The organism is Petrocella atlantisensis (assembly GCF_900538275.1).
GTDB classification, from domain to species: Bacteria; Bacillota; Clostridia; order Lachnospirales; family Vallitaleaceae; genus Petrocella; species Petrocella atlantisensis.
In genome coordinates this window covers 2,866,636-2,878,166 of record NZ_LR130778.1, presented here as the reverse complement: position 1 = coordinate 2,878,166, position 11,531 = coordinate 2,866,636, and the positions used below count along the sequence as shown (strand labels likewise).

11 protein-coding genes are annotated in these 11,531 nt (G+C 37.7%); 1 reads left to right on the top strand and 10 read right to left on the bottom strand.

What is annotated here, in order from left to right; genetic code table 11:
* The first annotated feature begins 54 nt into the window (after positions 1-54).
* Positions 55-1,205, top strand: a protein-coding gene (locus PATL70BA_RS13300; protein ID WP_279233191.1) for an IS3 family transposase whose coding sequence is annotated in 2 segments (ribosomal slippage) — positions 55-289 and positions 289-1,205 — 1,152 coding nt in all. Because the reading frame shifts where the segments join, the coding sequence is not laid out codon by codon here.
* A gap of 79 nt (positions 1,206-1,284) precedes the next feature.
* On the opposite strand, the gene PATL70BA_RS13295 is transcribed toward PATL70BA_RS13300, so the two are convergent.
* From PATL70BA_RS13295 to pstC, 10 genes are all read right to left on the bottom strand, one after another.
* Positions 1,285-2,052, bottom strand: a complete 768-nt coding sequence (locus PATL70BA_RS13295) for a type IV toxin-antitoxin system AbiEi family antitoxin domain-containing protein (RefSeq protein ID WP_125137824.1) — start codon at positions 2,050-2,052, stop codon at positions 1,285-1,287.
* A 296-nt stretch (positions 2,053-2,348) separates the two neighbouring features.
* On the bottom strand, positions 2,349-3,884 hold the full coding sequence (gene guaA / locus PATL70BA_RS13290; RefSeq protein WP_125137823.1) for a glutamine-hydrolyzing GMP synthase: 1,536 nt from the start codon (positions 3,882-3,884) through the stop codon (positions 2,349-2,351).
* Positions 3,885-4,019: 135 nt separating this feature from the next.
* Positions 4,020-4,631, bottom strand: coding sequence for a PHP domain-containing protein (locus tag PATL70BA_RS13285; RefSeq protein ID WP_125137822.1), 612 nt, complete (start codon positions 4,629-4,631; stop codon positions 4,020-4,022).
* 21 nt (positions 4,632-4,652) lie between these two features.
* Positions 4,653-5,531 (bottom strand): hypothetical protein, encoded by an 879-nt coding sequence (locus PATL70BA_RS13280; RefSeq protein WP_125137821.1) that lies wholly within the window; start codon positions 5,529-5,531, stop codon positions 4,653-4,655.
* Positions 5,532-5,657: 126 nt separating this feature from the next.
* Positions 5,658-7,400: a HAMP domain-containing sensor histidine kinase gene (locus tag PATL70BA_RS13275; RefSeq protein ID WP_125137820.1), complete on the bottom strand. Its 1,743-nt coding sequence runs from the start codon at positions 7,398-7,400 to the stop codon at positions 5,658-5,660.
* 15 nt (positions 7,401-7,415) lie between these two features.
* On the bottom strand, positions 7,416-8,126 hold the full coding sequence (locus PATL70BA_RS13270) for a response regulator (RefSeq protein WP_125137819.1): 711 nt from the start codon (positions 8,124-8,126) through the stop codon (positions 7,416-7,418).
* Positions 8,127-8,144: 18 nt separating this feature from the next.
* Positions 8,145-8,795 carry a phosphate signaling complex protein PhoU gene (phoU, locus tag PATL70BA_RS13265; protein WP_125137818.1) on the bottom strand — a complete coding sequence of 217 codons (651 nt, stop codon included), beginning with the start codon at positions 8,793-8,795 and terminating at the stop codon, positions 8,145-8,147.
* Positions 8,796-8,853: 58 nt separating this feature from the next.
* Entirely contained in the window at positions 8,854-9,615 is a 762-nt protein-coding gene (gene pstB, locus PATL70BA_RS13260) for a phosphate ABC transporter ATP-binding protein PstB (protein ID WP_125137817.1), read from the bottom strand.
* 58 nt (positions 9,616-9,673) lie between these two features.
* Positions 9,674-10,615, bottom strand: coding sequence for a phosphate ABC transporter permease PstA (gene pstA / locus PATL70BA_RS13255; protein WP_125137816.1), 942 nt, complete (start codon positions 10,613-10,615; stop codon positions 9,674-9,676).
* A gap of 1 nt (position 10,616) precedes the next feature.
* Positions 10,617-11,522, bottom strand: coding sequence for a phosphate ABC transporter permease subunit PstC (gene pstC, locus PATL70BA_RS13250; protein WP_125137815.1), 906 nt, complete (start codon positions 11,520-11,522; stop codon positions 10,617-10,619).
* Between the last annotated feature and the right edge of the window lie 9 nt (positions 11,523-11,531).

Sequence of the window (11,531 nt, the reverse complement as noted above, 5' to 3'; positions counted from 1 at the left end):
AACTTGATAGACACACCGAATGGCTGATATAATAAATCAAATGGAGGTGTCTATATGAGCAGAAAAAGGTTCAACAATGATTTTAAGATGGAAGCAATCCGATTGGTAACAGAGCTCAATCGAAGCGTCCCAAGTGTAGCAAATGACATCGGTGTTCATCCCAATACAATCTACAAGTGGATTGAGCAGTACCACAAGGATCCTAATACACCCTTTGTCGGAAGTGGAAATCTCAAGCCTGAAGAAAAAGAGCTACGGGATGCCAAACGTAAAATATCCGATCTTGAAGAGGAAATCGCTATATTAAAAAAAGCTATCACCATCTTCACCAAACCACCGAGATAAAATATGAGTTTATGAAAGCTCACCGCTTCGAGTTTCGTGTGGCAAAGATGGCAAAAGTACTGCGTGTATCTCGAAGTGGTTATTATGCATGGTTCAAACGCCCAAAGAGCAAGTATAAGCAAGCAAATGATAAATTGTTGGTAGAGATTAAAAGAGTCTACGAGGCATCCAGAAAGACCTATGGAAGCCCGAGAGTTACCAAGCAATTGCAGCTAGATGGAATAACTTGTGGAAAGAATCGTGTGAGTAAAATTATGAAAAACAATCACATTTATTCGATTACTCGCCGAAAATTCAAAGCTACAACGAATTCAAATCACAGATACCCGGTAGCAGAAAATCTTTTAAATCAGCAGTTTGAGACAACTTGTCCCAATAAAATATGGCTTTCAGATATAACATACATCCCAACAGAAGAAGGATGGCTCTATCTAGCTTGTATAAAGGACGTCTATGATAAAAAGATAGTTGGTTGGTCAATGGACAAGCATATGACCAAAGAGCTTGCAATGAATGCTCTTAACATGGCAATTATGAGAAGAAATCCATCATTCGGATTAATCCATCACTCTGATCGTGGAGTGCAATATGCCAGCTATGACTATCAACGACTGTTAAAAACCAATGGTATTATATGCAGCATGAGTAGGAGCGGAAACCCTTATGACAATGCTCCTATGGAGTCCTTTTTCAGCATTCTAAAGAAGGAATTAATTCATCACAAACAATACAAAACTAGGGATCAAGCGAAGCATGATATTTTTGATTACATTGAAACTTTCTATAATTCAAATCGCTTGAATTCAGCAATCGGTTATAAAACGCCGAATCAATGCGAAAAACAAAGATTATCCGCCTAAAACGGTGTCTATTAAGTCAGGGAAAGATCAATCCCTATTGAATCCACTATCTGTTGCCTTCTTACTTATATAACTTTTATCATATATATTCATTCGGTCCCTCCACATCGTTTTTCCTTGGTATGAATTCCTCTGGTATTATAAGATTCCACCTAGCCAGAAACTTACCTTCACGACCTTGTTCTAAGTACCGTACACTGTTTCCTGATTTCAGTTGACATGTTTCAAAAAAAGCTGCACCCAAATTTTCACCATTGTAATAGTTCTCTAAAAAAAAGCCAACTTTTTGGAATATTACTTTTTTATTGTATTGTTCCATATAACCAAGTAACTTCTCTGCACTTAACGATTCAATTGTTTTGGTAATATTAATGAGTTCTTCTATACCACCAACTTTAGACAGAAGATTAATACTATCTACAAATGTTCTTTCTACATCCGTTATGCGTATACCTTCAACATTTTTTACTAAAAACACACCTTCATAAAATGGAGAACTCATATACTTATAAGTAGTCCCCATAAATTCAAATGTATTAAACCGCTTCTTTGAAGAAACATAAACGGTATTATATACTTGATTTACCATACCAAAAAACTCAAAGGCAGTATGATGTGAAACGTAAGACGCATCATTAATTGCTGATGCAATTTGATATTTATTTGCAATAATATCACCTGTTGTTAAATCTATGCAAGAATATAAATCCTTACGTATTCTAACTACATATTTCTTCTTTAACCACCTTGTGATTAATGATGTTGATGTACTTTCATTACCAGTAATAGCGGTCACATCACCTAATGAAAATGTTTTATATTTCGCTAATTGATCATATTCTTTCATAGTCACTTCATTTCTTTCTCAATCTTGCTTCTTTTTAAGCAAGATTGCGTAAATTTAAAAGTCACTTTAATTATACACTGATTTTGCTTCTTTACAAGCATAATCGTGCAAATTTTAAAGTTAAGTAATAAAAAACATAGAGTATCAAGGAAATAACTTTACTGATACCCTATGACTTTATTTTCCTTATATGATATTAATTACTCTTAATTAAGAAAGATTATTGATAAAATCAACAATTCGTGATATATGATGATATGGAATAACAGTTTAAGCTATAGGAAATAAACTTGCGATTACTCCCACTCAATCGTAGCTGGTGGTTTACTGGTGATATCATAGCATATACGGTTCACATGGTTTACTTCATTGACGATTCTGTTAGAGACTTTGGCTAGGATCTCGTGCGGGATTCTGGACCAGTCTGCGGTCATGAAGTCGGAGGTATCAACGGATCTTAGAGCTACCGTGTAATCATAGGTTCTCTCGTCACCCATGACGCCAACACTCTTAAGATTGGTTAGTACAGCAAAATATTGGCCAAGGCCTTTTGAGATGCCGGCTGCTTTTACTTCTTCGCGGAAGATGTAGTCCGCTTCTCTTAAGATGTCCAGCTTTTCCTTGGTGATGTCGCCGATGACACGAATGGCAAGTCCGGGACCTGGGAAAGGTTGTCTGGATACTAAGAACTCAGGGATGCCAACGGCACGGCCGACATTTCTTACTTCATCTTTGAATAAGTCTCTAAGTGGTTCTATGATTTCTTTGAAGTCTACATGTTCCGGTAGACCGCCTACATTGTGATGGCTTTTGATGACGGCTGCGTCTTTTGTACCGCTTTCGATGACGTCCGGATAGATGGTCCCTTGAACCAAAAAGTCGACTACACCGATTTTCTTAGCTTCTGCCTCAAAGACACGGATGAATTCTTCACCGATGATTTTACGCTTGGTCTCAGGGTCGGATACCCCTGCAAGTTTATTAAGGAATTGCTTCTCGCAATTGACACGAATCAAGTTCATGTCAAATTCCTCTCCAAATACCTTCTCCACATCATCCCCTTCATCTTTACGAAGTAGACCATGATCAACGAAGATACAGGTCAATTGCTTACCCACGGCTTTGTGAATCAACATAGCTGCAACAGAGGAGTCTACACCACCGGATAAGGCGCATAGGACTTTTTTGTCGCCGATTTTTTCTTTTAGGAGTTTGATTTGATCTTTTGCAAAATCGCTCATGATCCAGTCTTGACTGCAACCACAGATGTTAACTAGGAAGTTCTTAAGCATCTTAGTACCTTCCGGTGTATGGTTGACTTCCGGATGAAACTGCACAGCATAAAGCTTTTTGCTCTCATTGGACATGCCGGCTACCGGACAAGTGTCTGTGGATGCGGTTATTCTAAAGTCGCTCGGTGGACTTGAAACATAATAAGTATGGCTCATCCAAGCAACGGAGGATACATCAACACCTTCGAATAATGGGTCGCTTTTATCGACTGTTAGATCTGTTTTACCATATTCTCTTGAATCGGCTCTTGCGACACTGCCGCCAAGGAGATAACCCATTAACTGTGATCCATAGCAGATGCCAAGTATCGGAATGCCAGCATCAAAGATGGCTTTGTCAATTAGGGGTGCATTTTCTTCAAAAACGACGGAGGGTCCGCCTGTAAAAATAATACCTTTTGGGTTTCTTGCTATGATTTCTTCTATGGGTGTTTCATACGATAATACTTCTGCATATACGTTTACTTCTCTGACCCGTCTTGCAATCAACTGATTGTATTGACCGCCAAAGTCAAGTACTATGATCAATTCATGTTTCATTTTGTGTCCTCCTAATTACTACTTGATTATAAAATCATGATTATAAGAATCCTGTTCTTTATCATACATGGGCAAGGTTATACTGTCAAACGTTTTTTGATATATTATGTTTAATGTTCGGGTATTTGATTTATCTTAAGCTCTAATACTGTTGCATTCAAAGTCGCCTTTTATAAGGGCCTCTATAATAGATGCTTCATCCACGCAGCTGTCTGGGAAAATATTATAGTAACAACCTGTATTCTCTATAAAATGGCTATCTGAATTGGTGACCATGGGACATTCTAGGGTATTTGCCAAAAGACGGCGTCTTTCAAAGTTTAGTCTACCGATATTAGAGGAGAGCACCTCTACCGCATCCGGCGGATAATCCCATATGTTGACATTCACTTCGTCTGCAAACCGATAAGGATGGGCAAGTATTATGGCGCCACCCTTCTTTTTCACATAGGTATGTAGGTCTTCATATTTCCAATGTCTGCCTTCAATCTTAGAATCATGAACCCCAAGAACAAGAACATCCTCATAAGCACCTTCCATAATCGTCACTTCTATCCCTTGATAGATCTTAAGGGGTGCGTATTGCTTATTATAATCTTCAATCACTTCCATAGGGAAAAGTGTCATATGGTCCGTTATAAATATGACATCAAGCCCACTTTTTTTGGCACTTCTAATCTGTTCCTCGGCTGTTGCCATTGCGCATCCTGAATATTCACTCGTATGTAAATGAAAATCCACTTTCATCTTTATGACCTCTTTCTAACTCTAATGCATGATTAACTTTGTCTGATTCATTATATCTATATTCCAAGCTTCAATGACCGCTTCATCCCTGGTGATGCAGTAGAAAAATAGGGTTATGTTTTTCTCTTCATAATGTTTGGCGTAGATGCGGCCTACCATGTCTACAACTGCAAAGTCCTCAGCAGGACGCTCTTCAACTGAGGATGCTTTTGGTGGCTTTCCATATTGAATGTAAGCCCTATGGTCTTTCTTATAAGTATGCATGGATCCGTTGACCGTAATCTTTGCGTCTATGACCAACCAATCGTCTTCATTAAACAGCTCAGCCTTTTCTTCTGAGATGACTTCGTATTCGAAAATATTATCATAACTACCGATGCTCTCAAGTACCAGCCGCACCATATCAAACTCCGGCACCTTGCTGATGGCTTCATGGTCTACTTCACCATCTATAAATCCAAAAGCTTCCTCAGAGCCTTTGCTGACACCATAGGCACCGTAGAAGCTATTATAATAAGGACTATCTATGTCGTAGTAAGAGGCGTACCCTTTTAGCGGTGAGAAGTGGCCAAAATTATATAAAACCGTCATCCGCATGGGTTCGCCCATGAATCCCGAAAAACCTCGGTCATCATTAAAAGTCATGACAAAAGGATACCAATCTTTCTCTTTTGTCTGAAGGCCTCCGGGGATCTTAATCTGAATATTCTTATCCTTTAATAAAGAATAGCCGGATTCATAACGGCTATAAACACTCATAACAACAATACTCTTAGCCCACGGGTATACCGGCGTCTGTATGAGGATTACAAACAAAATTATAATTATACTCACAATGATGCTGCCTCGTTTTATGACTGTTCTAAAATGTCTTCTATCTTTTTTTGATGTTTTACCCATATGCATTCCTCTTTTGCTTTCTATCTGTATAGTATAGTACATTCCTGGGATTCTTGCCATCATAAAACGTCAAAGCATCCATTTAACAAGGTTTACTTACAACCTTAGTAAATGGATGCTGATTGATCAATAGGGTAAGCGAATGCTAATGGTGGTGCCTTTTCCCTCTTCACTTTGGATATCAATGTCACCGTTATAGAGTTCTACAATGTGCTTAACTATGGAAAGACCCAGTCCTGTCCCGCCTGTTTTTCTAGTCCGTCCTTTATCGACTCTGTAAAACCGTTCAAATATTCTACTGAGATGTTGGTGTTTGATGCCGATGCCGGTATCTTCTACTATGATATTTAGAAAATTTTTGTACTTAAAGACTTGTAACTTTACATAGCCTGCATCTGTATATTTGATACTGTTGTCGATGATGTTAATGAGCAGCTGTTTCATCCGATCTCGATTACATTCAAATGAGGGTAAGTTTTCCTCCACCTCTATAATCAACTGAACCCCTTCTTTGTCTTTTGGCAAGATGTCCATAACTTCATCTACAATCTCGGAGAGTTCAAATGCTTGCAAGCTTCGTTCACCTACAAGTGTCTCTATCTCTGATAATGTTAGAATATCTTGAATCAAATTGGACAAGCGGTCGGTCTCGATGTCAATGATATCGAGGAATCGATTGGCTACTATCTCATCTTTGATGGCGCCGTTTTTCAATGTATCCACAAAACCTTTAATGGATGTTAACGGTGTTTTTAACTCATGGGTTACATTGGATACAAATTCTCTACGTATATTTTCAAGCTTTCTCATCTGAGTCACATCTGTAAACATAAGCAAGGTTGCTAAAGCTTTGTTTTTATTTGTTTTGGAAAATATCGGTGTTGCAACAATCTCAATAATACAGTCTTCACCATCTTTATGGATAATGGCTTCACCTGACATATAGGTTTTTTCTTCTATGGCTTTTTCTATGATATCAAAGATAGACAACTCTCTTATGAGTTCGTATATAAGTCGGTTTGACATATCTTCTTCCGGCAAATTCAGCAGCTTCGTAAATCGATCATTGTAGAGCACAATCTTATAATCCATATTAACAGCTACCAGTCCGTTGCTCATACTGGTTAAAATCGATTCAAGCTCGGCATTTTTCTGTTCTAAAGTCCACATATTAATCTTAAGGTTGAAGGTCATGGTATTGAACGCCGTGGCAAGCTCACCTATCTGATCATTACGATCCATATAGATCTTCTCATCATAATTACCTTCCGATATTACCTTTGCTACTCTCGTTAGATCATTAATGGGCTTCATAAATCTCTGGGTAACCACATAAGCCGCACCCATGGCAATAAGAGAGCCTAAAATCGCACTGATTAAAATAATAAAAATCATATCTGTGGTAATCGCCTCAATCTCACTGACCGATAAGGAAACCCTAATTATACCTGAAAATTCAGCATTTTCTAGTGGTCTGGCATAATAAAAAAAGTATTTTTTCATGGTATTGCTATAGCGCATCTCAGAAGATTTCTCACCTGCCAATGCCTTCCTAACCTCCGGCCGATTGGCGTGATTGTCCATCGTCTCGGCATCGCTATAGGAGTCTACCCATACATGACCCGATTGATCAATTAATGTAATTCTGAAAGTTGTAATCTCGGAATACTCCTCAATGAAACTTTGATAGTCCTCTTTAGAAAGGTCTGAATCCTCCATGGCTTTATGTAGCATATCACTGATGGTTATGGTTTCTTTTTCAACACGCTCAAAAAAGTAGTTATTGATTCTACTCCAAGAAAGCCCAACTGAAAAAATGACCGTTACAACGATTAGAATGATATAAGTTAATAGTATTTTTCTTTGCATACTTATCCTTTTCCTTTACGCGTATTTGTAACCAACCCCACGTACCGTTTTTATATGCTGTGGATTTTTATCATCTTCTTCTATTTTGACCCTTAGATTCCTTATATGGACGTCGACGGTTCTGGTTTCACCATAATAATCATAACCCCATATTTTCTCTAAAAGGTACTCTCGGTCAAAGACACGACCTCTGTTCTTTGCCAAAAGGTATAAGAGTTCAAATTCTTTTAACGGCAATTCCATAATCTTGCCTCGTACAGTAATTTCATGGGTTGTACGGTTAATCATCAAGTCTTCCAGCTTAAGAATGTCTTCTTCCGGCATAGTGCTGCCAGCGTTTTTGGACAAAGCCTCTGTTCTTCTAAATACCGCCTTGATACGCGCACTCAGCTCATGAACACCAAACGGCTTGGATATATAGTCGTCTGCACCCATTTCAAGACCTAGTACCGTGTCAATCTCTTCTGATTTTGCTGTCAGCATTATGATTGGCAATCGCTTGTAGGTCTCATTGGTTCTGATTCTTTTTAGGACTTCCAGCCCATCGATGCCTGGTAGCATTAGGTCCAATAAGACCAAATCAATTTTTTCTTTTTCAATGATTTCCAGTGCTTCTTCACCGGTTTCAGCTTGAACCACTTCATAGCCGCTACTTTCCAGATTATACTTTAAGAGTTCTAAAATATGGCCTTCATCATCAACGGTTAGTACTCTTGTTTTTAACATAGTGTCACCTCATAAGGTTTATTCAAAATGCTTTCCTGTGATATTGTAAGCAATCCATTCTGAAATATTGGTCGCATGATCTCCCATACGTTCTAGATATTTGACAATGAACATAAAATCCGTACATTGCTTAACCACCGTAGAATCTTTCATCATGTAGGCTTGTAGCTCTTCAATAATCGAATCAAATAGATCATCTATCTCATCATCCATCGCTTTTACTTCTTCGGCCCTGGCCAAATTCTTACTTATACAGCTATCTATGACGGCTTTAATCATGTCTTTGACCTTATACGCCATTTTAGGAATGTCTTCTAGAGGTTTAAAATAGGTTTCTTCACTTAATTTTATCGTGTATTTGGATATGTCTTCGCAGTGGTCTGCAATACGTTCCAAATCTGTAATAATCTTTAGTATAGATGCAATGTCTCTAAGGTCAGATGCAATAGGTTGTTGCCTCGCAACAAGCATAATACACTCTTGCTCTATAACACGTTCCATCTCATCTATAATGTCATCTCGCTTTATGACTTCTCTGGCTAACGCCACATCTTGATTGAGCATGGCTTTGATCATATCGTCAATCTGCTTTTCTATGGTTGCACCCATCTTTACCAAGTTACGGTGCAGTTCATTCAGTTCTTTTTCAAATTCATATCTAATTGGCATAGTAACCTCCATGGTTCTCGTATAGTTTATTATATTCTAACACTTGTATTTTTTTATATCAACCAAATCGTCCGGTGATGTAATCCTCTGTTTTCTTGTTCTTAGGATTAGAGAAGATGGTTTCTGTCGTATCAAATTCCAGTAACTCGCCAAGTAAGAAAAAGGCTGTCTTATCAGATATCCTAGCTGCTTGCTGCATGTTATGCGTTACAATTATAATTGTATAGTCTTTTTTCAGTTCAGTGATTAAGTCCTCAATCTTTAATGTGGATATAGGATCAAGTGCTGAAGTCGGCTCATCCATAAGTAGTACTTCCGGTTCTACTGCCAACGCTCTAGCGATACATATTCTCTGTTGTTGGCCACCTGAAAAAGATAAGGCATTCTGCTTTAACTTGTCCTTACATTCATCCCATACAGCCGCTTGTCTTAAAGATCTTTCAACGATTTCATTTAGAATGGATTTTTTCTTGATACCATTCAGTCTTGGTCCATATGCAATATTATCATAGACACTCATAGGGAATGGATTGGGCTTTTGAAAAACCATACCCACTCTTGATCTTAAAGTGATTGCATCTATCTTATCATAGACATCTTCACCATCTAGATAGATTTTTCCTTCAACCCTTGTCCCTTCAATCAAATCATTCATACGGTTTAGTGCCCTTAAAAAGGTTGACTTGCCACAACCTGAAGGACCTATAAAAGCTGTGATTTCATTGGTTTTAATCTCCATTTGTATGTTTTTTAATGCTTGAAAATCTTCATAAAAGAAGTCTAAATCTTTTATATCAAATTTTAGAGTATGATCACTCATATTAACACCTCTTATTTTTATTCTCTATTTTTATAGTCTCAGTAACAAGGTAAGATTCTTAATTTCTTCTTTGGAACTTATTTCTTATTATAATTGCAGAAGAGTTTAATAAGAACAATACAACAAGTAAAATAACGATGGTTGCAGCTGCAAGATTAGCATATTCTTTAGTAAGCACTGTATCCAGTGTCCAATAATAGATTTGAATCGGTAAAGCCGTAAAATCGTCCATAAAACTTTCTGGGAATTTTAATATTAATGTTGGTATACCAAGTACAACAAGGGGTGCCGTTTCACCAATTGCTCTGGAAAGCGCTAATATAGCCCCTGTCATAATACCGGGTATGGCTGATGGAAGGACTATTTTTCGAATGGTTGTCCACTTTGTAGCACCGAGTCCATAAGAGGCTTCTCGAAGGAAATTCGGTACTGCTTTTATGGCTTCTTGACTTGATACAACCACATTGGGTAGTACCAACAACGAAAGGGTTAAACCACCGGCCAAAATACTTGATCCCAGTCCAAAGATTCTACCAAAGACCGTTAAACCAAGTAATCCGAATATAACCGACGGAACACCGGCCAGATTCGATATATTAAGACTGATGAGGGAATGTATTGTGCCTTTTTTTGCGTATTCTTCAAGAAAGATGGCTGTTGCCACACCAATAATCATTGTAACTGGTGCTACGACGACCATAAGCATAAAGGATCCCATGATGACACTTTTGATACCGGCTTTTTCAGGACGAATAGAAAGCCTTCCAGTAAGGAATTCCCAGTCTAACCAACCTATACTTGACCTAATAATATTAAATAACAACAGTCCTAGAACAAATATGATAAATACAATGGTTAGGGAAAACATGCTTTGAGCAACGATATTAATAATTTTTCTTTTCTTAAGTCTCTCTTGTGATTTGTTTAAATCAATGTACTTCCTATCAAGATGAAGATTTTCTCTTTCTTGATCTCTAAGAGTATTCACACTATTATCCATACTAATACTCCCTTCTATACTTCTTCGTAATATATTTGGCCAATAGATTGGTCAACATTGTGAAAACAAACAACATAAGACCGACAGCATATAAACTATAATAACCAATCGTACCACTTCCTGCATCACCACTTGTAAATTCAACAATATAGGCGGTCATTGTTTGCATCGGTTGCATGATATCCAGTGTAAACTGTTTCGAACTACCACTTGCAATCGTAACAATCATGGTTTCTCCAATTGCCCTAGATATTGCTAAAACAAAAGCTGCAACGATTCCAGATATCGCTGATGGAACTATGACTTTAGTAGCTACTTCTAGTTTCGTTGACCCAAGTCCATAGGCGCCTTTTCGTATATAATCCGGAACGGAACTCATAGCATCTTCAGACAAAGATGTTACAATCGGTAATATCATAATACCCATAACAATACCTGGTGACAATGCATTTTTTGCACCAAGTTCAGGGAAAATATTCATTAACAAAGGTGTTACTGTATTATAAGCAAAAAATCCATAAACAATAGTAGGTATTCCAGCTAAAACTTCTATAATTGGTTTAATGATCCTTCGCATCTTAGACGACATAAACTCACTTAAAAATATGGCAGAGGTGATGCCTAAGGGAGCTGCAACTAACATTGCAATTAAGGATGTAACGATTGTTCCTGTGATCAAAGGTAAAAAACCAAAGCTTGGATCTTTTTTCAGTGGCTCTAATTTTGTACCAAATACTTCTGCTATGGAAACCTCTGCAAAAAAACGGGATGCATCCACAACAAGTGTTAGTACAATACCAATCGAAGTCACTACTGAGATCGAAGCAATCACAAATAAAATTATAGGAACAATATTTTCAACTTTTGAGGATTTGCGTAATTTCATTGTGTATTTTGTATCCGTCATAATAACACT

Bases quoted from the DNA above. Each gene is read 5' to 3' on its own strand.
- PATL70BA_RS13295 (WP_125137824.1), bottom strand. From the start codon at position 2,052: ATGAAAGAATATGATCAATTAGCGAAATATAAAACATTTTCATTAGGT.
- guaA (WP_125137823.1), bottom strand. From the start codon at position 3,884: ATGAAACATGAATTGATCATAGTACTTGACTTTGGCGGTCAATACAAT.
- PATL70BA_RS13285 (WP_125137822.1), bottom strand. From the start codon at position 4,631: ATGAAAGTGGATTTTCATTTACATACGAGTGAATATTCAGGATGCGCA.
- PATL70BA_RS13280 (WP_125137821.1), bottom strand. From the start codon at position 5,531: ATGGGTAAAACATCAAAAAAAGATAGAAGACATTTTAGAACAGTCATA.
- PATL70BA_RS13275 (WP_125137820.1), bottom strand. From the start codon at position 7,400: ATGCAAAGAAAAATACTATTAACTTATATCATTCTAATCGTTGTAACG.
- PATL70BA_RS13270 (WP_125137819.1), bottom strand. From the start codon at position 8,126: ATGTTAAAAACAAGAGTACTAACCGTTGATGATGAAGGCCATATTTTA.
- phoU (WP_125137818.1), bottom strand. From the start codon at position 8,795: ATGCCAATTAGATATGAATTTGAAAAAGAACTGAATGAACTGCACCGT.
- pstB (WP_125137817.1), bottom strand. From the start codon at position 9,615: ATGAGTGATCATACTCTAAAATTTGATATAAAAGATTTAGACTTCTTT.
- pstA (WP_125137816.1), bottom strand. From the start codon at position 10,615: ATGGATAATAGTGTGAATACTCTTAGAGATCAAGAAAGAGAAAATCTT.
- pstC (WP_125137815.1), bottom strand. From the start codon at position 11,522: ATGACGGATACAAAATACACAATGAAATTACGCAAATCCTCAAAAGTT.